The 25,389-nt window shown below is 45.0% G+C and carries 14 protein-coding genes; 12 read left to right on the top strand and 2 right to left on the bottom strand.

Annotated features, from left to right (window positions below):
* The first annotated feature begins 61 nt into the window (after nucleotides 1–61).
* Nucleotides 62–2,923, top strand: a complete 2,862-nt coding sequence (gene uvrA, locus ACIFQM_RS14450; RefSeq protein ID WP_430041084.1) for an excinuclease ABC subunit UvrA — start codon at nucleotides 62–64, stop codon at nucleotides 2,921–2,923.
* Between the two features lie 406 nt (nucleotides 2,924–3,329).
* Nucleotides 3,330–4,544: a hypothetical protein gene (locus tag ACIFQM_RS14445; protein WP_430045586.1), complete on the top strand. Its 1,215-nt coding sequence runs from the start codon at nucleotides 3,330–3,332 to the stop codon at nucleotides 4,542–4,544.
* 155 nt (nucleotides 4,545–4,699) lie between these two features.
* On the opposite strand, the gene ACIFQM_RS14440 is transcribed toward ACIFQM_RS14445, so the two are convergent.
* Nucleotides 4,700–6,325 carry a nitrite/sulfite reductase gene (locus ACIFQM_RS14440; protein WP_430041086.1) on the bottom strand — a complete coding sequence of 542 codons (1,626 nt, stop codon included), beginning with the start codon at nucleotides 6,323–6,325 and terminating at the stop codon, nucleotides 4,700–4,702.
* Nucleotides 6,326–6,667: 342 nt separating this feature from the next.
* On the opposite strand from ACIFQM_RS14440, the gene ACIFQM_RS14435 reads away from it, so the two are divergent.
* The 5 genes from ACIFQM_RS14435 (at nucleotide 6,668) to galU (ending at nucleotide 17,789) form a co-directional block, all read left to right on the top strand.
* A complete protein-coding gene (locus tag ACIFQM_RS14435) occupies nucleotides 6,668–7,909 on the top strand; it encodes a S1C family serine protease (protein WP_430041087.1) in 1,242 nt (413 codons plus the stop codon).
* 48 nt (nucleotides 7,910–7,957) lie between these two features.
* Nucleotides 7,958–9,871, top strand: coding sequence for a stalk domain-containing protein (locus ACIFQM_RS14430; RefSeq protein WP_430041088.1), 1,914 nt, complete (start codon nucleotides 7,958–7,960; stop codon nucleotides 9,869–9,871).
* 673 nt (nucleotides 9,872–10,544) lie between these two features.
* A complete protein-coding gene (locus tag ACIFQM_RS14425; protein WP_430041089.1) occupies nucleotides 10,545–13,055 on the top strand; it encodes a DUF3656 domain-containing U32 family peptidase in 2,511 nt (836 codons plus the stop codon).
* 302 nt (nucleotides 13,056–13,357) lie between these two features.
* Entirely contained in the window at nucleotides 13,358–16,783 is a 3,426-nt protein-coding gene (locus tag ACIFQM_RS14420; RefSeq protein ID WP_430041090.1) for an SNF2 helicase associated domain-containing protein, read from the top strand.
* Nucleotides 16,784–16,907: 124 nt separating this feature from the next.
* On the top strand, nucleotides 16,908–17,789 hold the full coding sequence (gene galU, locus ACIFQM_RS14415; protein ID WP_430041092.1) for a UTP--glucose-1-phosphate uridylyltransferase GalU: 882 nt from the start codon (nucleotides 16,908–16,910) through the stop codon (nucleotides 17,787–17,789).
* 87 nt (nucleotides 17,790–17,876) lie between these two features.
* Here the strand turns inward: galU and ACIFQM_RS14410 are convergent, their stop codons facing one another.
* Nucleotides 17,877–20,333 carry a Wzy polymerase domain-containing protein gene (locus ACIFQM_RS14410; RefSeq protein WP_430065710.1) on the bottom strand — a complete coding sequence of 819 codons (2,457 nt, stop codon included), beginning with the start codon at nucleotides 20,331–20,333 and terminating at the stop codon, nucleotides 17,877–17,879.
* Between the two features lie 176 nt (nucleotides 20,334–20,509).
* On the opposite strand from ACIFQM_RS14410, the gene ACIFQM_RS14405 reads away from it, so the two are divergent.
* The 5 genes from ACIFQM_RS14405 to ACIFQM_RS14385 are packed head-to-tail and all read left to right on the top strand — an operon-like array spanning nucleotide 20,510 to nucleotide 25,306.
* On the top strand, nucleotides 20,510–21,928 hold the full coding sequence (locus ACIFQM_RS14405; protein WP_430041094.1) for a class I SAM-dependent methyltransferase: 1,419 nt from the start codon (nucleotides 20,510–20,512) through the stop codon (nucleotides 21,926–21,928).
* A gap of 46 nt (nucleotides 21,929–21,974) precedes the next feature.
* Entirely contained in the window at nucleotides 21,975–22,910 is a 936-nt protein-coding gene (locus ACIFQM_RS14400; protein WP_430041096.1) for an NAD-dependent epimerase/dehydratase family protein, read from the top strand.
* A gap of 14 nt (nucleotides 22,911–22,924) precedes the next feature.
* Nucleotides 22,925–23,701 carry an ABC transporter permease gene (locus ACIFQM_RS14395; RefSeq protein ID WP_404580874.1) on the top strand — a complete coding sequence of 259 codons (777 nt, stop codon included), beginning with the start codon at nucleotides 22,925–22,927 and terminating at the stop codon, nucleotides 23,699–23,701.
* Between the two features lie 14 nt (nucleotides 23,702–23,715).
* Entirely contained in the window at nucleotides 23,716–24,447 is a 732-nt protein-coding gene (locus tag ACIFQM_RS14390; RefSeq protein WP_404580873.1) for an ABC transporter ATP-binding protein, read from the top strand.
* A gap of 31 nt (nucleotides 24,448–24,478) precedes the next feature.
* Nucleotides 24,479–25,306 (top strand): glycosyltransferase, encoded by an 828-nt coding sequence (locus ACIFQM_RS14385; RefSeq protein ID WP_430041097.1) that lies wholly within the window; start codon nucleotides 24,479–24,481, stop codon nucleotides 25,304–25,306.
* Nucleotides 25,307–25,389 lie beyond the last annotated feature (83 nt).

Raw genomic sequence — 25,389 nt, 5'->3', positions numbered from 1 at the left:
TGTATGGGGTATTCCATCGCAGTATAGCATGACGTGAACTATGGCTAAGGAGATGAAACATTTGGCGAATGAAAGCATCATCATCAAAGGCGCTCGGGCGCATAATCTCAAAAATATTGACGTGACTATCCCAAGGGACAAATTTGTCGTCCTCACGGGGCTAAGTGGCTCAGGTAAATCGTCACTGGCTTTCGATACGATCTATGCAGAAGGACAGCGGCGTTATGTGGAGTCTTTATCCGCGTATGCGCGTCAGTTCCTGGGCCAAATGGAGAAGCCGGACGTGGATTCCATTGATGGACTGTCTCCTGCAATTTCCATTGACCAAAAGACTACGAGCCGTAATCCGCGTTCTACTGTCGGTACGGTTACAGAGATTTATGATTATTTGCGGTTGCTATTTGCCCGAATTGGTCACCCTCATTGTCCTGAGCATGGCATTGAAATTACATCACAAACGGTTGAACAAATGGTAGACCGCATTTTGCAATACCCTGAAAAGACAAGGCTGCAAATTTTGGCCCCATTGATTTCGGGACGCAAAGGTGAGCATAAAACGCTATTCGCGGATATTGCCAAGCAAGGCTTTGTAAGGGTGCGTGTCAATGGCGAACTGCGTGAATTGTCCGAAAAGATCGAGCTGGAGAAAAACAAGAAGCATTCCATTGAAGTGGTTGTAGACCGGATCGTAGTGAAGGAGGATGTGCGTGCACGTCTGTCCGACTCTATTGAGACAGCGTTGAATCTTTCAGGAGGTCAGTTGCTGGTGGACATGATGGGGCAAGAAGAGCTGCGCTTCAGTTCTAATTTTGCCTGCCCGATCTGTGGTTTCAGTATAGACGAGCTGTCGCCACGGATGTTTTCTTTTAACAGTCCGTTCGGTGCTTGCCCGGATTGTGACGGATTGGGCGTTAAAATGGTGGTTGACCCCGACCTGCTCATTCCTGACCCGGAGAAAAGTGTAGAAGGTGGAGCATTTCAGGCGTGGAGTGGAGGAACCTCCACCTATTATCCGCAATTTTTGCAGTCTGTATGCGAGCATTATAGTATTCCACAGAACATTCCTGTCAGCCAGCTGACCACGGAGCAAATGAACACCATATTACATGGAACGGGTGACCAGAAGATTCGATTCCGTTATGAAAATGATTTTGGACAACGCAAGGAAGCCTATGTGACCTTCGAGGGAATTATCCCGAATCTGGAGCGTCGCTATCGTGACACAGCTTCTGACGGTATCCGTGAATTTATTGAAGGATTTATGAGCGCAAAGCCATGTAACACCTGTAAGGGACATCGTTTGAAGAAAGAAACTCTGGCGGTGACTATTCAGGAGCGTAACATTGCCTATGTAACTGATTTGTCCATTGGTGAAGCGTCTCAATTTTTCAAAACGCTGGTGTTGAGTGAGAAGGAACAGTCCATTGCCAATCTTATTTTTAAGGAAATTAACAGCCGTTTGGGATTTCTCGTTAATGTTGGATTGGAGTACCTCACCTTAAGTCGTGCAGCAGGCACGTTATCCGGTGGTGAGGCACAACGTATCCGGTTGGCGACACAGATCGGTTCCAGCCTGATGGGTGTACTGTATATTTTGGACGAGCCAAGCATTGGGTTGCATCAGCGGGATAATGACCGCCTGATTAGTGCATTGGAGCATATGCGGAATCTCGGGAATACGCTGATTGTGGTGGAGCATGACGAAGATACGATGATGGCGGCCGATTATATTATTGATATCGGTCCGGGGGCCGGAATCCACGGCGGAATGATCATGTCACAGGGGACTCCGCAGGAAGTCATGGAAGACCCGAATTCCTTGACCGGGCAATATTTGAGTGGACGCAAGTTCATTCCGGTCAATACCGAACGGCGCAAGCCTACGGATAAGTGGCTGGAGGTTCGCGGGGCTAAGGAGAACAATCTCAAAAATTTGAATGTTAAAATCCCGTTAGGTGTTTTCACGGCTGTTACTGGCGTATCCGGTTCTGGGAAGTCAACGCTGGTCAACGAAATTCTGTACAAAACGCTGGCGCGTGATCTGAACCGGGCGAGAGTGCGTCCGGGTCAGCATAAGGAAATTCGTGGGCTTGAAAATATCGATAAGGTCGTTGAGATTGATCAGTCTCCGATCGGCCGCACGCCGCGTTCCAATCCGGCAACCTATACCGGGGTATTTGATGATATTCGTGATTTATTTTCAAAAACAAATGAGGCTAAGGTCCGAGGTTACCAAAAAGGTCGCTTTAGCTTTAACATTAAGGGTGGTCGCTGCGAGGCTTGCAAGGGCGACGGCATTATCAAGATTGAAATGCACTTTTTGCCGGATGTATACGTCCCGTGTGAAGTGTGTAAGGGCAGACGCTATAATCGGGAAACTCTTGAAGTTAAGTACAAGAGTAAAAGTATTGCCGATGTGCTGGAGATGACAGTAGAGGATGCGACAGAGTTTTTTGAAAATATTCCTAAGATTCATCGCAAGATTCAGACGTTGAAGGATGTAGGTTTGGGATATATCAAGCTGGGACAGCCTGCGACTACCTTATCTGGCGGTGAAGCGCAGCGTGTGAAGCTGGCTTCCGAGCTGTATCGTCGCAGCACGGGTAAGACGATTTACATTTTGGACGAGCCGACTACGGGGCTGCATGTTCATGATATTGACCGATTGCTGACGGTGCTACATCGCCTGGTGGATTCGGGAGAAACCGTATTGGTCATTGAACATAATCTGGATGTGATTAAAACAGCCGATTATCTGATTGATTTGGGACCGGAAGGCGGTAGCGGCGGTGGAACGATTTTGGCTACTGGAACTCCTGAGCAGCTCGTGAAGGTTGAGGAATCCTATACAGGACGGTATTTGAAGCCGATTCTTGAACGGGATACACAGCGCAGCCTAGCGCTTCATACAGCCGATCTGTAAACATCATTAATATAAGTCTTGTAAGCCCCACACAGGTATGAAGGTAGAATGCGAATTAGCGTATTCATTCTTTGACTGGTTGGGGCTTTATTTTGTAAAAAAAGAGAACTTTTATGCAAATCTTGCGTTAAAGCATGTAACACATAGTTTACCAAGCACTGGAATAATAAATCTATATGTATACTCATTGGAAGAAAGTATCTGAGCAGTCTCCATTTTGGAGTTTCAATTGTTTGGGCTCGGACTTGAAGAGGTAAATAAATAACTCATGATTGTATAGCATCGCATGAAGTTCCGTGCCCACGTGACAACCATTACAAGTTGAAGCGAAACCGTTTGTAGTCTTATCACATCTAAGGTTTTTAAAAACATCTCTGAGGTAAAGTCATGAAGGGAGCTGGAACGTTTGAAGGGAACGCGAAACGGGTTTCTACGAACACGTGTTTATTCATGGACAGCAGGAGTTGCTTTAGCGACATTGGTCATGGGGTTTAGCGCTATTCCGTCTTATGCATCCGAGGTGTCCGAGACGGCCGTGCCCAAGCAAGCTGAGATTGAAACAAGCGCGGCAATTGGAAGCTTTGAGGATGAAGAGAATCCACACAATTATATTCAGCCGGCAGCGAATGGTGGATTTCTGGTGCTGAACATCGAAGACAACACTGAGGCAAGCGTGGCGCATGTCACGTACGGCAAGCTGGACAGCTCGCTGGAGGGTGTGTGGAAGCATGAGCTGGATCTGAACGTACAGTCAGGTGCAAGCAGTAGGGGAGTCCAGCGGGAGACGTCGGATGGTGGCTCGCTGTTGCTTATCGACTACACGAAGCCGGATGGGATACGGGAGTTACAGGCTTCACGGTTGAATGTGGACGGGAATGCCGTGTGGTCCAAAACATTACAAACGGATGGCTTGACATCCCATGGACACAACTCCCTTATAGGTTTGGAACCGCTTGCGGACGGCGGATTTCTTGTATCCTCTCTGAACCGGGATGAGCAAGCATTTACCGTACTCAAATATTCAGAAGCTGGTGAGGAGCTGTGGAATCGAACGAAGGACGGGGTAACTTCGGGTTGGTTGGTCGGCAATCACGATGGATATTATACACTTATGAACAGTCCTCATGGCCCGGTAGGAGTACAGGCAGATGTGTATGGTCGAGAAATCCGTAATATCCATTTTGACTTGGGCACGGGGAAAGACATTGCAGAAGTACGTGAGTTGCCTGGAGGCCATATCGCTGTGACAGGGCTTAAAGGGAACAGCAAGCGTACACAGATTTTGAGCAACGGACTGCAATTGTTCGGTGCTACAGAGGATTATCCGACTGACCGGGTATATCTGCCGGAGGAGCAGGTGTACGTTCGGTTTAGTGACCGGTATGATCCGCTGGGAAGCACCACGAAGATGCATGGAATCACCATCACTGGCTTGAAAGGAAATGGTGCGAAGGTTTGGGAAGCCGCTACTCATTACAAGGAAGACAATTCCTTCGGCATCCGATATGACACAGGACTCATATACAAAATACCGACAGGCTATGCAGTGGTTACATCCACATCCGGTGGCGCCGAAAAACCGGCAGTGCTTGATTTTGCTAAAATATGGATACCGGATTAATTCGGTGTCTTTTTTTAAAGCGCAGAAGATGACCTTTTGCGGCCATGCTTTGACCAAAAGGAAACAGCCTGCATGTATGCTAGATACAAACAGGCTGCCTTGGAAGGCCTATTAGGTTAAGAGAACACATTATAGAAGAGCCTTACTTACAAGCCTCAGGAAGCGACGGTGCTGGACTGTAAAATAGCAGACAGCTTTTCCTGAAAAGTCGGAATGCCTACCCGTTGTACATACGCATAAAAATTTTCACCGGTATTTCTATTTTCCTTGTAAAACAGAATCAGTTCTGCCAGCACAGGGCCGACCTGATCACCACGTACGCGGCCTTTGAGCGCTTTATTGAACTGGGCACCCGGTCCGAGTGCTCCGCCGACAGCAATGTCGAACGCGTCGACCATGCCTTCGGGTGTCTTGATAAGCGAGCCCTGCAGACCGATGTCTGCAATATGCTTGTGTCCGCAGGAATTCGGGCAGCCGATGAAATGAATGCGCACTTTTTCATCCAGCTCTACGTGCTGATCCAAATACTCGGCAACGTCAACCGCCCGCTTTTTAGTCTCCACAATCGCCAGATTGCAGAATTCATTCCCGGTGCATGAAACGGTACGGCTCATAAAATGCTTGGGCTGTGGCGTCAGGCGTTGCAGCACAGGAGCCTGTAGTAATTCATTCACCTGGTCGTCCGGCACACCGCTCAGCAAAATATTTTGCGACATGGTGGTACGAATCTGTCCATCACCGTAGCGGTCAGCCAGGTCGGCCAGCTCATGCAGCTCGTCAGCATCCAGACGGCCGACGGGCACGTTCAGACCGACATAGTTTAGACCCTGCTGCGCTTGTGGATGCACACCGTCAAAGTAGGCTGCTTGCCAGCCGATTGTTTTATCCTCGCCCCGGCCGGGCATTTCGCCGATATACTCGGTGAGCTTGGCTAAAAACTTTTCCGGGCCCCAATCGGCGATGAGGAATTTCAGGCGGGCATGATGTCGTTTTTCCCGATAGCCGTAATCCCGGAAAATGGTAGTGACTGCAATGGAAACCTTCAAAACCTCTTCAGGACGGACAAACAGGTCCAGCGATTGTGCCAAATGCGGCTTGGCGGATAAGCCCCCACCGACCATCACATGGAAGCCGATGACTTCTTCCCCGTCGATTACTTTAGTGGCTGGCGTAAAGGACAAATCGTTAATTTCAGCCTGCGCGTTATTGTACGTATTACCGGAGATGGACATTTTGTATTTGCGCGGCAGATTGGAGAAGTCCTTATTTAATAGGAAAAAACGGTTGACTTCATCCACAATGTCCTTGGTGTCGACCAGTTCATTGGGATCAATGCCGGCCAGTGGATTGCCAACAATCGTACGCGGGCAGTCGCCGCAAGCCTCAAAAGAGTACAAATCGACTTTTTCCAGCCGCTCGAAAATATCAGGTAAGTCTTGAACCGTCAGCCAGTGAAACTGAATAGCCTGACGGGTGGTGACATCAACGAGGCCGCGTCCGTACAGCGTGGCTATGTCCGCCAATGCATGTGCCTGCGCTGATGTCATGATACCTGTGTTGATGCGGACACGCATCATGAAATGGCCATCCTTGGGCTTTTGCTGATACACTCCAGCCCATTTGAAACGATCCATATCGTCCGCAGTGATCGAATCGAAGCCTTCACTCGCATAGCTTTCGATAATGGTGCGTATGACGTCGAGGCCATCCTTTTCCAGCTTGGCAAATTCGAATTTATTCAGTTTATCGGAATGAGCGGTCCATATTGGTTCGTAAGCCATCCTTTTAGCCTCCTTCATAAGCGTTATTTGCAGGGATTCAAGATTATAATTTTATTTCCGACAACACAACTAAGATATAATGTGATGGTATCATAGTTGGTTGTGCCCGTAAACGAAGGAATGGCCCAAACGCTATAACGATTATTTATCGTTTTTGCTTATTTTCTTGATATAAGGATTTGGTAATTTTATAGTATAAATGACATGAGGGGTCATGTTAGCGGCAAACATAGCTTTTTTAGTTAAAGATAGGGCTAAAAGCGATTGTATGCGTGTCTCCTCTATGGTAGATTTGGACTAACTGATAGAACAGGGTCATGTTAGAGAGGAAAAGGTGAACATATGCGTAAGATGGGGAAAAGGGCGGTCATACTGGCTTTGGGCAGCGCTTTGTGTGTATCTGGAACAGCAGGTGCAGCCAGCAGCGGAACCGCTTTGAAGGCAAAGGTCATTAACGGCGGTGTCTATGTCAATGTAGGCGATGTGAATAAAGCATTAGGAACCAGCGGCGCGTATAACAGCGCAAATGGTACATATACGTTATCGGCCGATCGTGTGCCGCAGGTGGTCAAAAACGTATCTCCCTCTGTGGTAGGCATCATCGGCCGCTCAGCAACGGGACAAGCCGTGGCAGGCGGAGATCGGTACAACCTTGCTCACGGTACAGGGGTCATCATTCGGACAGATGGATGGATTGTCACGAATGCGCACGTTATTGAAGGATTAAATGATGCTGTGGTCGTAACCTCGGATGGTAAATCCTACGGTATTACAAATAGCTACAGCGATCCGGTCAGTGACTTGGCATTGGTCAAGATCAAAGCAAGCGGCCTCAAACCGGCTACCCTAGCAGGCTCGCCGAATCATCTTCAGGTGGGGGAGCAGGTAGTGGCTATCGGAACGCCTATCTCTTTTTCCCTGCGTAATTCGGCAACCTCGGGTGTCGTCAGTGGATTGAATCGTGGTGTCAACGCTGCCTATCGTCTCATCCAAAGCGATACCGCAATCAATCCTGGTAACAGCGGCGGTCCGCTTGTAAACCTCAAGGGTGAGGTAATCGGGATCAATACGATGAAATTTTCGGCTGTTGGTATTGAAAATATGGGCTTTTCGATTCCTTCGGATACGGTGAAATATGTGATTGGTCAATTTTTCAAGTATGGTGAGGTTCGGCGTGCCAGTCTTGGTCTAGGATTGGAAGAGAGCTGGTCGGCGATCGTGGGGCTGCCTACAGAGGACCCCTTGAAAGTCACAAAAATTACTTCGGCTAGTGCTGTTCAGGCCAAAATCAAGGAAGGCGACGAGCTGTATAGCATAAACGGCAAGCGTGTGGCTTCCGCTATCGACGTCAACGAGTTGCTTAAAAGCTATCAGCCTGGGCAGACGGTGAGCTTGCTCATGCAGACGGACGGCGATATTGTAAAACGCAAGCTGGTACTGTCACAGGATAATGGCGAAATCTATGAATCTATTCAGGGCGGAGAGGATTCCGGGGACTCGGATGAGTCGGCTGGTGCTGGCAATGTAGCGCCTTCCAAGGAAGCATCTGAGTCAGTCCAACAGGCGGCCGTTACAGGAAAGTAATTGAAAACGGAGCGTTATGATATCAAATATAGCTAGAGGGAGATTAATGTGAAGCATATTCAAAGAAAAATGATGCATCAGCTGGGAGCTGGCGCCGTTGCATTGTCTGTTCTGCTATCTGCTTTGCCGGCAGTTGCGGCGGACAGTGATAAAACGATCTTGGAGCTGCGTTTGCAAGGCGGCAGCAACACAGCCATCGTGAACGGCCAGAATGCAAGTATTGCCAAACCCTATTCCAAAAGTGGTGCACTGATGGTTCCAGCTGGTGTGTTCAAAAAAGCATTTAACAGCAAAATTCGGCTGGCTGAAGGTAATGTGGTCAAAATTAGTAGTGGCGCTCACGTCGTATCGCTGACCATTGGGAGCCGTACTGCCTGGGTGAGAGGTCACAAGGTGACACTTCCGGCTCCACCGGAAATGTCGTCAGGTATCCTGATGGTTCCGTTGCGTCAAGTAGCAGAGGGTCTCGGAGGCAAGCTGGAGAAGAATGGTGCGGGAATTATCATTCGGATGGAGGCGCAAGAAGACGCAGGCAAGGTAGAGGAAGAGACGCCGAGCATTGATAATGATGAGGGCAAGACGCAGATCGGGAACAGCTACTACGATTGGTCCATGAACTATCCGACAGGATTGGTCATCGGTCAGGGTGGCGGGGATGAGAGCATCTCTACATTTATGGATGAGAATAGTGCGTATTATCTGGAAGTGCATACGGCTTCACAGCCGGTTCCGTTGAATGCGGACGACCTTCTCCAACAATTGGTGCAAACAGCCAAGGAGACGGGAGAAATCGTTGTAGATCGAAAATCCTTCCCAAAATCGAAGGTGCCTTATGCGCGTGTCATTACGAAGGGTGGAGACGGCGTGCTGTGGGAAAACCGTCAGTATTATGACAATGGGCGACTGTATGTCATTTATTTTTCTGATGCCAAAGCAACGAATTATAAGGATCTCTCACAGTATGCGGGCCTGTTAAATTCCTTCAAAACCTCCTTCAATGCACAAGATAAAAGCATTAAAGACCTGTCGACCGTTGTGGGGGGCACACGTGAGGCTGGAAACCCGGACTATGGCGTGTCGCTTAGCATACCGGCAGGCTGGAAAATGGACGATCAGCGGATGCAGTACGAAAGTAATGATGGATCGAGTTTCCGCTTGAAAGTGACCTCGGCTCCGGCTGATGCCAAGTTGGAAAACTGGAGCCAACAGCTGCAAAAGTGGCTGAGTGATTCATTTGTCTCTACAGCTTATGAGGCCCAGAAGACGTATCCACTTGAGGTTGCGGGGGTTCAGGGGCTGGTTAAGGAGTATCGCTACAATTTTGGTGACGGATGGGTTAAGGAATACAATGTGCTGATTCAGCAAAATGGATACCGCTATCTGGCTGAATACGCTGTGCCGGAAAAAGTGAGCAAAGGGAATGATCAGTTCAATGCGCTCATTTCCTCGCTTCAAATTGATTTCCAAACTGTAGCGAGCAACTTCGGACAACTGGAAGAGGACGACTATCTGGCAGACAAAACGAAAACGGTCAAAAAGACCTCCAAAGCCTATGAGTACACGGTGAATATTCCACGATACTGGACAGCGATCAGCGACCAGTTTGAATTGGGTGATGTGGAGTACCAGTTTACCGGTGGAAGCTTCTCTATCAAAGTAGACAATGACAAATCGTTCGAGTTAACGGTATCCCAGCTCAAGGACTTTTACGATAAGCAGGGTAAAAGCTACAAAAACCTCAAGGTTGAAGAGGTTAAGGACGTAACGTTCGCCGGGGTTTCGGCAGCCTCCTTTACATTCCACCGCGTGGAAGAAGGCATTGGCTATACAGGCCGTCAAATCGTTCTGGAGCGCGACGGAAAAACGTATACCGTGACAACGACGCTGAATGACGCGAACAATACGGGGGTTCAGTCTAATGCACTGGATTCAGCGCTGAGTTCGTTTATGTTTGTGAAGTAGGAGAAAGAATTAGCGAGTTATGGTGGGAGAGTGCTACGCGTGCCATTTGATCCTTCGATCGCTGACGCTTCTCCCGATTCAAATGGCCCGCTCCGCTGGCACCCGCCATAAGAGTGCTAATCTTTTTAAAGAGTGAGGTGAGCAGCGAAGGGCAAAGGCTGCACGTTTTACTAGGTTGCCTATCCTACCTACTTTTCCTTTTTTTAAGAAGTAGTCTGAGCAGAGATATTTACTTCGTTTCCTTCTAGTTTTATATGACTCACCTCCAAAGCACCGCTTGACGGATATGGAGGTGTCTTTTTGTTTTTAGTAGATATTTTTGCGAGGAATCGCTTGGAAAGTGTAGAAGCTTGGGGCGCAGTCTGGTACACTAGATTAGTTACAAGATAGGAATGATTATGCCGCAGATTTGTGATGCGGATTTTTTGAGTTGGATGTAATTCATGCGAGGAACCGATGGTTCAGAGTGTGGATGATCGGACAAGATGATAGAAACAGATAGGATTTAAAAATGTGATTCTTAATAGACTTTGATTTCCCTGACTCAGCATGATCAGCTTTGGAATGAGTCGATGAATTCTCATAAGATTACCAAGTAAGCAGCATAGCTGCCCTGAAAACAACGATTAGCCAATGGGTGATCATTCGTTTTCAGCATATAGGGAGGACAATGATGAAATTAGCAGTACGAAGAGAAGACGTCGAGCTTCTGGCACCAGCCGGTGACTGGGATTGTATGCGTGCGGCGGTGGCGAATGGAGCCGATGCGATATTTTTCGGGGTGGAAAAGTTCAATGCTCGGGCACGGGCGAACAATTTCCGTATGGACGAACTGCCTGAAATTATGGCGTTTTTGCATAGTTATGGGGTTAAGGGCTTTTTGACATTTAATATATTGGTGTTTGAAAACGAGCTGGAGGACGCCAAGGAACTGGTCGATGCTTGCGTGGATGCAGGTGTGGATGCGTTGCTTGCACAGGATATGGGCTTGGTGAAAATGATCCGCGATATTTCGCCGGATTTTCCGATCCATGGCTCTACCCAGATGACGATTACCTCGCCAGAGGCGGTAGAGTTTACGAAACCATACAACATTGAGCGGGTCGTGCTCGGACGTGAAAATAACTTGAAACAGATTCAAAAAATAGGTGAGCAAGCGAGACTTCCGATGGAAGTATTCGTGCATGGCGCGTTATGCGTATCCTACTCGGGTCAATGCTTGACTTCTGAAATGTGGGGCGGACGCTCTGCGAACCGTGGCGAATGCGCACAGGCATGCCGTTTGCCTTACGATCTGATGGTGGATGGCGTGCAAAAGCCGATGGCTGATGTGACGTATCTGCTGTCACCTAAGGACTTGGCTGCCATTGATCTGCTGCCGGAGCTGATTGGCGCGGGCGTCATTTCTTTTAAAATCGAAGGACGACTGAAAACGCCTGAATATGTAGCCAACGTGGTCAGCAAGTACCGTAAAGCGATTGATAAGTATTTTGATGGTGACACTTCCAAGACCAGCAAAGAAGATATCCGCGAGCTTCAGCAAAGCTTTTCACGTGGCTTTACGCACGGGTTTCTGGAAGGAACGAATAACAAGAAGCTGGTTGACGGTACGTTCCCGAAAAGCCGGGGTGTTTATCTGGGGCGGGTAGAACAAATCCTTCGTGACGGCGTAGTATGCCGTATTGATGCACCGCTGAAGCGTGGCGACGGTATTGTATTCGATGCGGGAGATCCCACGCAAAAAGAAGAAGGCGGCCGCGTATACGATATCCGCCGCAAGGGTGTAAAGATCGAAGGCGAAGCCGGAGAGGGCTGGATCATCGACATCGTAGCGGGACGCAACGATGTGGATCTGCGCCGTGTACATGTCGGCGACCGCATTTGGAAGACCAACGACCCGGCGCTGGACAAGCGTCTGCGCCAGACGTATGACACCGACAAGCCGTACCGCGTCTTCCCGGTACATGTGCGTGTCAGCGGCTCTCCAGGGCAGCCGCTGTCGACCTGGTGGACCGATGTGCAGAAAGGCACGACGGTCCGCGTGGATTCCGAGCTGGAACTTGAAATCGCCCAGAAGCGTCCAATGACGCGCGAACTGCTTGAGGAGCAGTTCGGCCGACTGGGCGGAACTGTGTTCCAGCTGGAAGAAATGGACGTCCACCTGCATGGGGACGTCATCGTGCCGATGCGCGAGCTGAACAGCATCCGCCGTCAGGCGGTGGAATTGCTCGCGGGCGAGCGCCCCAAACCGCCCGTGTACACGAAGCGGGCGGTAGAGGTGTATGGCGATGCATCGGTTCCCGCATCGCCAGTGGCACGCGGTCAGGCAGAACTGACCGCGCTGTGCCGCAGCATCCCGCAGGTTGAGGCTGCGCTGGAGGCCGGCGTGGAGTTCATCTACGCCGACTTCGAGTTCATCAAGCAATTCCCGGCAGCCGTGGAGGCTGTACACGCCGCCGGGCGCCGAATTGCGCTGGCGACCCCGCGTATTCACATGCCGGGTGAAAACGGCTACCACAACAACATCCTGCGTCTGAAACCGGATGCTGTGCTGGTACGCAATCCGGGGGCGCTGTATTTTTACATGCGTCATCGGCTGGAAAATCCGGACGCACGTCATCCGCAGTTGATTGGTGACTTCTCGTTGAATGTAGCCAACCACAAAGCGGCTGATTTGTTCCTGGATTCCGGCTGCGACCTGGTTACGCCGTCGTATGACCTGAACATCCAGCAAATGGTTGATATGCTCCGACGCACACGTACCGATAAGCTGGAGATCGTGATTCAGCAGCATATGCCGATGTTCCATACCGAACATTGCGTATACTGCACCTTCATGAGCGAAGGCACGGACTACACCAACTGCGGACGTCCATGTGAGGACCATCACGCATCCCTGCGCGACCGGATTGGTATGTCTCACCCCGTTCGCGTGGACGAAGGCTGCCGCAACACGGTATATAACGCCATTGAGCAATCCGGTGCCGAGTATCTGTCCAACTTTATGGAGCTGGGCGTGTCCCGCTACCGCGTGGAGTTTTTGGAGGAGACACCGGAGCAGGTGCATGAGGTGATTGACCTCTACAACCGTGCCTTGCGCGGAGAGATCAGCGGCACACAGGTTTGGAAGACGCTTAAAGCGACGAACCAGTTGGGTGTTACACGCGGGCAACTGGTGAAGTAGAACGTGAAAGGTACAAGAAGTCACTTCGGTAAGCCTGAAAATATTTTTGTAGTGTAAGCTGACAACAGACCTTTCCCATACTATCGGGGAGAGGTCTGTTTTTACTTGTAGATGAATAGATATACCTTTTCCCATTGTTTAATTTTGGTGGATTGGATTGTTTAATGTTGTACAATGTAACTATATTCGTGTTGAAAGTGTCGAAAATGAGACCCTCAGTAGCCTGCAAGCCTTTATTCACGCTCACTACTTCATTTGGGGTATAAACAAGTTTTTATAGTATATATAAGGAGGACACGCAAATGAGTCATTTTACATTACAGGATGTACGTGACATTTGTGGAACATCGGCATACAACAAAGGGAGAGAATATTTTGACAAGGGCAAGATTGTATCTTTGAAAAGCAATGCATCATGCACCCGTATAATAGCTGTAGCCAAAGGGAGTCGGAATTATCAGGTCAGCGTCGATCTGGATGAATTCGGCCTGGATGCTGAATGTGCCTGCCCCGCCTATCAAAACAGCTATTATCAGGAGGGGTGCAAGCATATTGCTGCTGTGCTGATTGCTGTACATCGGATCATCAAGGCTGGAACCGTGAGCCAAATTATTGTACCTGATTATAAATTGGATGTTTCCACAGCGGAACAACCTAAACCAACCTCCATTTTTGGGTCTAATTCTCTTTTGACAGTTCCGTCTTCCGCAACGTCCAGTTCTCGTTATAACGCTGAATCGTCACGCCAGACATCCTATCGCACTGCGGATCAGCTGATGGAATTGTTCAGACAGGCAGGTGCAGGTCTGTTGCAAGCAGACTCAGAATATACAAGCATCCACAGAGAGCAGCTTCAGGTCGAATATATTTGTCATGTAGAGGATAGTTCATATCGTGGTGAACAGATTAGTATAGAGATGAAAATAGGTGCGAAGCGGGCTTATATTGTGCAGAAGCTGAGAGCATTTTTGAACAGTGTGGAAAAAGGCGAGTCTCTTCGCTTTACCAAGCTGTTTTCTTACGATCCTGCAACGCAGTGTTTTTCTGATACAGATCGGCAACTACTCGAATTGCTGATTGACATCAAAAATGGTGAACAGATGTACCAGAGACTACTGAATCCCTATAGCATCGGGGAGGCTTCTCCGGGCAATTCTCGTGCGTTGCTCATACCACCCATGAACTGGCCTGAGGTGTACAAGCTGCTTCAGCATTGTGATTCTGTTACCTGGGAAGGGACGGGGACACTGGGGAATGCCCAGATGGCAGCTCCTGATGAAACTTTGCCGATAGAGTTTGACGTCGTTTCAGGCATGAGCGACAGCTATAAGCTGAATGTCAAGGGGCTGAATGAAACAGCATTGCTGTCTTCCTACGGTTTGGCCGTTACTCGGGGACGGATTTTTGAGGAAAATCCGGTGAAGCTAAAACAACTTTCCAAAATGAGAGATACTCTCTCTGCCTATGGGAGCGAGAATAGTGTGGATATATCCGCAGCCCAGATTGAGCTTTTCGTGCAGCAAACGCTGCCTGTGTTGCGCAAAACAGGTAAGGTGAGTCTCGACAAGCGGGTCAGAGAACGGATTGTCGAGCCTGTATTGGTGAGTAAAAGCTTTTTGGATAGAGACGATGACAAGCTGTTTGTGCGAATTGAATTTGATTATGAGGGCACTCTTTTGAATCCGCTGGATAAAGCAGGCCTGCAACGCACCCATAGCAAGACCATTTTGATACGAAATATGGAAGGTGAGAATCGAGTGCTGCATGCGCTGGAGTCTTCACGTATGCGTAGGAACGGATCACGATGGATCGCAACAACCGATGATGAAGTATATGACACTTTGTATCACGTCCTGCCTGAGCTTGAGGAGTTGACGGAAGTATATATTTCGCAGTCAGCTCGCAACATTCGCTATAAGCAACAGAGTAGACCCAAAATCAAAGCAGAGCTTACGAGTGAGTTGGACTGGTTCAACGTATCCTTTGAATTAGAGGGTATGAACCAGCAGGAATTGCGGGATATCATGTTTGGCATTATGGAAAAGAAAAAATATATTCGTCTGCGTGGAGGAGCCTTCCTGTCATTGGAGGGGGAGGAATATGCAACTTTTGGGCGTATAGCTGAGGAACTGAGTGTCAAGCGGGCTGACGTGAAGGGGGGAACGGTGAAACTGGCCACCTTGAAAGCTCTCCAATTGTCTGACGATAGCCAAGGCGCAAGCTCATTGCGTATTGGCAAGCATCTGCGCCGCTTTTTGAATCGGTTGCGACATCCAGAGCGGCTGGATTATGATCTGCCAGAATCACTGTCCGAAGTGCTGCGGGACTATCAGGTACAGGGTTTTCAATGGCTCAAGAATTTGTCATCCTTCCGCTTTGGCGGGATTTTGGCAGATGATATGGGATTGGGGAAAACGCTGCAAACGATTGCCTATATTCGTTCCGAGTTGGACTGCAAGACAGGGAACGAGGCACAGATAGGCAAGCCGCTCGCTTCTAATCACTCACCTGGTCCTGTATTGGTTGTTACCCCCGCCTCCCTTACATACAACTGGGAAAACGAGTTTAAACGTTTTGCCCCGGACATTCGTGTAGAGGTTGTTGCTGGAAAGAAAGAGCAACGTAGCGGTTTGCTTGCCACAGCAGAGGGAGAGGTAGGGCCAGAAGTAGTTATCACCTCATATCCGCTTTTACGGCGTGATTTTGAATGGTATGAAGGCAAGACGTTCAGCATTCTTATCCTGGATGAAGCGCAGGCAATCAAAAATGCCGGCTCCCTAACCGCACAATTGGTCAAACAACTGTCAGCTTCACACCGTTTTGCATTGACGGGTACACCGATTGAAAATTCGCTGGAGGAGCTGTGGTCTATCTTTGATGCTGTATTTCCGGCTCTGTTCAGCGGACGTAAAAACTTCAGGGACATCCCGCGAGAACAGCTTGCACGTGTAGTGGCTCCCTTCATCCTGAGACGTCTGAAAAAGGATGTGCTGGAGGAGCTACCGGAAAAAATTGAAACTGTTCAGCGTTCCGAGCTGTCTGACGAACAAAAAAAGCTGTATACGGCATTTCTTTCCCAGCTACGGAATGACACAATCCAGGATCTTCAGACAGATGGTTTTCAGAAGAGTCGGATGAAGATTCTGGCTGGTATTACTCGCCTGCGTCAGTTGTGCTGTCACCCCTCACTATTTGTAGAGGACTACCAGGGTGCTTCTGGCAAGCTTGAACAACTTCTGGAGATTGTGGCCGATGCCCGCGCCAACGGCAGACGAATGCTTATCTTTTCCCAGTTCACTAGTATGCTGAAAATGATCCTTCCAGCGCTGGAAGAGAGGGGGACAGGCGTGTTTTACCTGAGTGGCAGTACCCCCGCACGTGAACGCGTGAACATGTGCCGACGCTTTAATGAAGGGGAGAATGACGTGTTCCTGATCTCACTTAAGGCAGGAGGAACAGGCCTTAACTTGACGGGAGCAGACACTGTTATTCTCTACGATCTGTGGTGGAATCCTGCCGTCGAAGAGCAAGCGGCCAGTCGTGCTCATCGTATGGGCCAAAAACGAGTTGTTCAGGTTATACGACTGGTCGCCGAGGGAACCATTGAGGAAACCATGCTGGAGCTTCAGCAACGAAAGAAGGATCTTATCCAGGATATCCTTGATCCAGTAGATGGCGCGTCTTCAACGCTCACGGAGGAGGACATTCGGCAACTACTGAGGGTGTAGGGCTGGATTATAGAGTCCAATAGATTCGTGGGAATTTGGCATATACTATTAAATGAATCCACCTTCCTGTTATAATCATAGAAGTATATCTATCCGTTATATTGAAGACAAAGGAGATTAACCCATGAAAATCCGTAAAGCGATTATTCCTGCTGCGGGATTAGGAACCCGTTTTCTACCAGCTACCAAAGCGATGCCTAAGGAAATGCTTCCGATTGTAGATAAGCCAACCATTCAATATATTATCGAAGAGGCTGTAGCATCTGGGATTGAAGATATTATTATCGTTACTGGTAAAGGTAAAAGAGCGATTGAGGATCATTTTGATTATTCATTTGAGCTGGAGCATAATCTGGCCGCCAAGGAAAAATGGAATCTGCTCAATGAGGTGCGCAAGCCATCAGAAATGGCAGACATACACTACATCCGTCAAAAGGAGCCCAAAGGTTTAGGTCACGCTATATGGTGTGCACGTAAATTCATAGGGGATGAGCCTTTTGCTGTGCTTTTAGGTGATGACATCGTTGAGTCTGAGAATCCATGTCTCAAACAGATGATCGACGTTTTCGACGAGTATCAGCGCTCTGTTGTAGGTGTAAAGCAAGTGGATTGGAACGAGGTTCATCGTTACGGGATTGTTGAGGGCCATGCACTTACCGCCAAAATCTCGGAAGCAGAACGTCTGATAGAAAAGCCGAAGAAGGAAGAAGCAACCTCCAACCTGGCGATCATGGGACGCTATATCTTGACGCCCGATATTTTTGATATCCTTGGGCAGCAATCCGCTGGAGTAGGCGGGGAGATTCAGTTGACGGACGCATTGTCCAAACTGGGTGAAAGGAATCCGATCCTGGCCTACGAATTTGATGGAAATCGCCATGACGTTGGAGAAAAGCTGGGGTTCATTGAAACAACCATTCATTACGCTCTGCAGCATGTTGAGATTAAAGATGAAGTACTGGCTTATATGAGACAGGTTATTGATGATATTGATCAACAAAAATAGGACGTAGCTTCAATATGTTCTTTCTTGCTTAGTATGAAAAAGAGACTGCCAAATGATGTGATATCATGGCAGTCTCTTTGTATTGCTCTATTTCTCTGATTTCAACTGATCAAGTTGCTCTTTCTCCTTCGGATCAGCTTTTATCAGCTTATCGTACAAAGCCTTGTCATCCTGCCCCTGCTGTTGAAGGGCAGCAACGTAATAGCGAGCCACCTCACGATTCGTAGCAATACTCAGGTCGTCCTTCAAGCCGTTTTTGAGAATGTTGGCAGCCTCTGCAGGCTTACCTGACATGAACTCAATTTTGCCAGCATTGAGCGCAATGCTTGGGGTTACTTCAAAAGTACGTGTCAATTGGATTTCAGGTGGAACCGTCTTAATATGAGCTATCCCATCCAGAACCTGCTGGTAAGCAGCAAGACCTGCCTGGAAATATTTTCGCTCCTTGGCGATGTCCTTTTGCTCACGTGCCTTATCACCAAGAGAATAAGCTTGAGTGATCAACATATTGTACCAGTCATTGTCCCATCTAAAGTTGGAGATGTTATTTTCCAAAATGCTGAGGGCCTGCTCATTCTCACCCTTTATTTGTAAAAGGTTAATTTTGGAGCTATACATGAATTTATTATACGGTTCTGCTTTCAGGCCCGTATTTAGCACCTCTATTGCAGCATTATAAAATTCCTCTTTTTTCGTTTGCTGATACACACTCTTGTACAGTGCAGCCAGTCTTATAACCGAATCCGGATGTGTAGGACGAAGTTCAAGATCTTTATTAATAGCATTTTGAATTTCCTCAAATGATGTGCTGGCTGCCATGATCTGTTTGGCATATGTGGCAGCATTAGCCGATTGCACGAAGCGAAGACCTGCAAATAGCAGCACAATGCTCAGGATACCAATGACTGCACTGTATGTGATCCGGAAACCGGAAGCGCTCATGGATAGGCGTTTAAGCGGCTTGCTATCCATAGCAGCGGCCATACCACCAAGACTCATAAATACCAGTATGCCCATGAACACGTAACTGAGATTAAAGTCCAACAAGCTATGAAGTAAGATCGAGAGTGCCAAAATAAGATACAGAAAGTGAGAATCCCGATCTTCATCATTTTGTCTAATATAGCTACGAATATATTTGTAGAAAATATATAAGATGAATGACATGAAAATCACGAAACCGAGAATACCCACTTCAACTAAATACTGCATGAAAAAGTTATGGGCCTGACGGCTAGTATAAGGATAATCTTGATACTTTTCATACAAAGTAGCCCAACCGCCACCACCGGTTCCAATGACAGGGTGATCTTTAATCAATTTGGCAGCATCCTGATAGAATACAAGCCGCTCCAGTACACTATGCTGGCGGAAGTTGATGTTTTCTAACCGGACCTGGACGTTATCAGGCAATACATTGCGCAGGCCAGTTCCAATAAACAGAAAAGCCAGCAAGCCAATCACCACAACTGATCCGACAGGCAGCCACAGGTTGGATAACTTCCGGGAGGTCCAGCCTTTGAGGGCATTCTCCAGCTTTGGTGCCAGATAATGCTCAACAAGCCACAGTACGACAGCAACAGCAAGGGAGACACCAATAAGTAATCCCCAAGCCTTGGCCGCCTCTCCGCCGTTGTAGGTCTTATTGAGTTGTAATCCCATATTTGTAATCGGAGTCAAGATAGATATTGATGCTACACCTGCAATGGCGCAATGTAAAATCCATATAATCTGGCGTGCAGGTTTAAAGAAAAGCAAGAGCAGCACGAATACGACTGGCAGCATAACCAGACCGCCCCGTGACAGGGTCAGGAATAGCGAGACCAGAATTGGCACCAACATGAAGCCATGAGTAGCTTTGCCATACCATGATTTTGATTTCATCAGACAAAAAACGGCAGCGAATAGGAAAGCCATTAGAAAGGCGGCATATGTATTCGCATATTGAAACACTGATGTCAGCCGGAGCCCATTTGAATCTGTCATGACTGCATTGGTATAGCGGTCATTATACACATATTGGCTAAGCCAGCCCACCAGCTTGCCGGCAAGTACCCACTGTCCGAACCAGTTGATAAAGCCAAAGCCGACAATGACATAAGCAATGGTCATAATCACATTGTGAATAATCTTATTGCCTAACCGATCCTGAAGTAGATAAATTGAGATGATAAACAGAGCGGCATATATGCACTGCACTACTACCATATTCATTGCGAGATAATGAGAAGCTGCTGAAATTAGCGAAAGCACATAAGTCAGGGGAAGCAGCAGTACCAATACAGCCAGCCAATCCCTTTGCTCTTCCAGCTTGAATTTCTTATAATAGGTTAAGATTCCTAAAATCAATAGAATCGTGCTGATGATCAAAGCCCAATATAGTGGCTTCTCAAAATCGAGCATTTGTCCATTAAAAAGTGCAGCCTGGAAGGGGGCCCAAGCTAAAAACAAAATCATCCCAACAATTAACACCCAAAATATAGCCGGCCTTTTATCGTCACGGGTCGACGTTTTGGCCTGTTTCCCGTATACTGGATTCGACAAGGTTTACAATCTCCTTTTCTTGTAGATACGTCAATATTTTAGCATAAAAATTTGCTTCTACATAGCTATGCTCCTAGACAGTGTAGATAATGATAGAACTTGGGGACATTTGTGTCCCATCTATACTAAACTTTATTAAAGGTAGATCTGTTCAAATAACGAGGATATTATGCTTAATGATTGTATTGAAAAATAAAGCTCTGCTTGGAGATGGGGTTAACTTTATGTTAAAGAAAATAGCAAAAAAAATTCCACAATTAAACAAGATAGTCGATGAGAGAAATAGATATGCTCTTGATAGCGAAAAAAAATATGAGAAGATTTTAGAATTGGAACGTATTAACGCAGACTTAGTGTCTAGAATTGCATCGGATAGGAGCCTCAAAGATGACTTGTTGAAGCAAAATGAAATTGTTAACTGGAAGTGTAAAGCGAAAAGGCTTGAAAATCAAATTTCAAGCTATTTAGACGGGGACGGGAGTATCATAGATCATTCCTTCATTAGACTTGCAGAAGATCAACATGTTGTTGCGTTCATTCCAGTTGAGCTACTTTTCACAGAAGACAAAATTACGGCATATTCCAAAGTGGATCAAATAACGGCGGACTGGAAGCATCAAAACACAGTTTGGGAAAATATTAATTTGGTTAGATTAAAACCTCATCGGGACCTGATGAATTTTTTTAAAGGCCTTGAAAAGAGCCCTGATGCCTATATTAAATGGTTTGAAAACTTATTTTCTTCAAGAGGGCTAATTGCGGAATCTTCAATAGCTGTAATAGATAGACGTCATAGAGAATTTCAATGCATGAGCAAGGAGCTAAATAAAGGAATTGATTTTTTTACTGATAATCCAATAGAGGTCAGATGGAATCCTAGCGGTTATTTTAATATAATCGATGGTCACCATCGCGCAATGTTTCTTTACTGTTCTGGAATGAGGTTGATTCCAGCAAAAGTTAGCGTCCAAGAATTTATAAATTGGATAAATAAAGAAAAAGCTTTGGAATGTCTTGAATTAATTAATGATCAGGTAAGAAGCGAGTTTTATACACCTATTTGTAATCCGTATTTTTATGATAGGCCTGCTTATCGTGATAATTCGTATAAATCAAGATTAGACCATATACTTGAATTTTTCAATTCGAAGAGGTTTAGTAATTATAAGATCTTAGATATTGGTTCAAACCTAGGATATTATTCACAATTTTTTAGTAGAGAAGGAGCAAAAGTTACTGCTTTGGAACCTGATAAACAACACTATGATTTAGCAAAATTATTAACGGAGCTTACACATACAAATATTACGTTACTTCAAGATAAAATTGAAGAGTATGAAACGAGTGAAACTTACGATGTTGCGATATTTTTAACTGTTTTTTATCATTTTTTCGAAGACAAAAGAGAACTTATTATCAAGAATCTTGATAAGTTGATCACTTCATTTATTATCTGGGAATCTGGCGATAATCCTCAAATGGAGATCGATTACATTACTCAGAACTCTAAATTTACTTATTACAAACAGATTGGCGACACATATGGGACGGATAAAATTAGGGAGTTGGGTATTTTTTCTGTGAGTCCTTTTTGAGTAATAATGAGCGCATAAAGTACAATTTTGTTATGGAGTGATTGATATGAAGATACTAATAACTGGTGGGGCAGGATTTATAGGGTCAACTGTTGCTGAACAATTGCTAAATTTAGGCCATAATGTTTTTGTGATTGACAATTTATCTACTGGTCACTTAAGCAATTTAGATGAAAGAGCTGTTTTTTTTGAAGCTGATATTAAATCTGACCAACTGAATAACTTATTCAATCAGATTAAGCCTGATCAAGTATTACATTTTGCGGCTCAAGTAAATGTGAATAGATCGATTGAAGACCCTTTGCTGGATGAGGAGACTAATATTAAAGGAACAGTTAACATACTGGAAAATTGCAAGAAGCATGGTGTTAAAAAGATTATATATGCTTCTTCTGCGGCGGTTTACGGTGTTCCTCAAAACTTACCTATTGCTGAGAATCATACTATTGACCCTATCTCTTTTTATGGTATATCCAAGTTTGTACCTGAACAGTATATCAAAACTTATGCTGCTCTTTATGGATTTAAATATACTATTTTAAGGTATTCTAACGTTTTTGGACCTAAACAAGATCATGTTGGAGAAGGAGGAGTAGTCTCTATTTTCATAAACAAGATGTTAAAAAACGAATCTCTTATTATTTATGGTAATGGAGAGCAGACAAGAGATTTTATTTACGTCCAAGATGTTGTTAATGCTAATATCGCAGCTATTGATAGCGAGATTAATGGGGTATTTAATGTGAGTACAAATACTACAATTAGTTTGAATGAACTTGTGAGGATTATGTCCGAGTTTAATTCTAAAAAAGTAGAATTGACCTATCAAGAAAATAGAGTAGGGGATATTATCCATAGCTGTCTTGATAATAGTTCGGCTATTTTGCATCTTAGCTGGAAGCCTAAATACTCTTTAGAAGAGGCATTGAAAGAAACTTTTGATTATTACAGAAGCGAAGCATTTAATAATGAGTTTGTATGATGAGAGGGCTTTTAATGAAAACTTATTGGCAAAATTTTTCGAAATATAGATTTCTTCTACGTGAATTAGTTGTTAATGATATTAAGCTAAGATATCGGAAATCTGTTTTGGGTATTGTTTGGAGCGTGCTTCATCCTCTATTGATGATGTTTGTTCTTACGATGGTTTTCTCTAACTTGTTCAAAAGTGATGTTCCGTATTTTCCGGTATATGTTTTTACAGGTAGAATTATATGGGATATGTATTCACAATGCACGAGCATGTCTATGAATTCAATTGTAGGAAACGCATCCCTAATAAAAAAAGTATATATTCCTAAATATATTTTCCCTCTTGCTAAATGTCTATCAACATTGGCCAATTCAGGATTCTCGTTAATAGCTTTATTGGTTGTTATGCTATTTGTAGGTGTGAAAATAACTCCTGTGCTTCTATTGGTTCCATTAGCTATATTTTACGTTTTCTTATTCGCGACAGGAGTAGGTTTATTGTTGTCTGCCTATACAGTGTTTTTCAGAGATATTAGTTATTTATACGAAGTTTTGCTGACGGCTTGGATGTACTTCACTCCATTATTTTATCCTGCATCTGTACTTCCTGAGAATTATCAGTTTATCTTTTATATAAATCCGTTATACTATATGGTTGATTTTTTTAGGCAGATTGTAATGTATCAAACTTTTCCGAGTATCTATGAAAATATGATCTGTTTCTTGTTCGGATTTATTACTTTTATCGTTGGCTTTTATGTTTTTTATAAGAAACAAGATAAATTTATTTTACATGTATAGTAGGGAGAAAATTAATGAAGGAATCTATTATAGAGGTCGAAAATGTTTCCATGTTGTTTAATTTGAGCTCGGAAAAAATTGATAACTTCAAAGAATACTTTGTAAAGTTAGTTAAAAGACAATTGTTTTTTAATGAGTTTATTGCTCTTGAAGATGTGTCATTTAAAGTGGAGAAGGGCGATGTCTTAGGTCTTGTTGGGTTAAATGGTGCAGGGAAAAGTACACTCTTAAAAATTATTGCGGGAGTACTTAAACCTACAACGGGAAGTGTTTCTGTTAAAGGTAATATGGCACCGTTAATAGAGTTAGGCGCCGGTTTTAATCTTGATCTTTCTGCAGAAGAGAATATTTATCTCAATGGTGCAGTGTTGGGATACTCTAGAGACTTTATGAAATTGAAATACAATGAGATTGTTGATTTTTCTGAACTGCATGAATTTATGAATGTGCCTATAAAAAATTATTCTTCGGGAATGATTGCCAGGCTGGCGTTTTCAATCGCAACTATAATTGAGCCTGATATACTTATAGTAGATGAAGTTTTAGCCGTTGGTGACTATAAGTTTCAGGAGAAGTGTAAAACTAAGATAAATAGTTTGCTTAGTAGAGGAACAACGGTATTATTTGTTTCACATTCTTCTGCACAGGTAAAAGAGATTTGTAATAAGGCGATCTGGATTGAAAAGGGCAAAGTCAGAATGGTAGGTACGGCTGATGAGGTAGTTGATCAATACTCAATGGTCTAATGTCAAAGAGTTGTTTTAGAGGAGTGATTGAGTGGAAGCTAAAGTAGCCATCATTATGAGAACCAAAAACAGACCTATCTTATTAAAACGTGCAGTTCAGAGTGTCATGAATCAGACCTATGGCAATTGGGAGATTCAATTGATTAATAATGGTGGTGACATTAAGCAACTTCAACATCTTCTAAAACAATATAGTTCTGATCTTCTTAGAAAAATAAAAGTTAGTCATACTAAAAAAGATTTATATATGGAAGTTGCTACAAATATTGGCTTAGCTAATAGCCAAACTGAGTTTGTTACTTTATTGGATGACGATGATACATGGAGTCCTGATTTTTTGAGTATTTGTATAGAAAATCTAGAAAAAAATATAGAATATGATGGAGTTATAACTTCAACCTATCTAATTCATGAAGAAATATCCAATGAAAAGATAATCCAGAAGTCTAAAGTTGTATTTAACCCAAACCTAAAAAAGTTGACACTATTAAAAATTGCAAAAGGCAACTTGTTTACTACAAATTCTTTTGTATATAGAAGAGACTCTTTGGTTGGAGTTGGCAATTATAGAGAGGATTTACCTGTTTTGGGTGATTGGGAATTTAACATTAGATTTATTATGAATTGTAATGTGGGGTTTATAGCCGAACCGCTTTCTAATTATCACAAAAGAATTATGGATGGAAAATCAAATTATAATAATTCGAATTTAAAGCAGCATATTCAGTATGACTACAAAATAAGAATGGAATATTTTCGTAGGGGCTTTAAAAACAGACGTTTTATGTTGGGTTTTACAATGTTATTGTTTTGGTTCATCAATTCATTTAAGAGATTAGTAAAAAAAATAATTTATTAGATCCATTCTTAATAAACTCTGAATATAAATAGTAAGTAGGCGGTGTAATGGACAGAGAAGTAAAGGTATCAGTTATTGTACCA

It is taken from the genome of Paenibacillus sp. NRS-1782 (assembly GCF_050467685.1).
GTDB classification, from domain to species: Bacteria; Bacillota; Bacilli; order Paenibacillales; family Paenibacillaceae; genus Paenibacillus; species Paenibacillus terrae_A.
The sequence above is the reverse complement of the archived record's forward strand: the minus strand, read 5'-3'. Positions and strand labels throughout refer to the sequence as shown.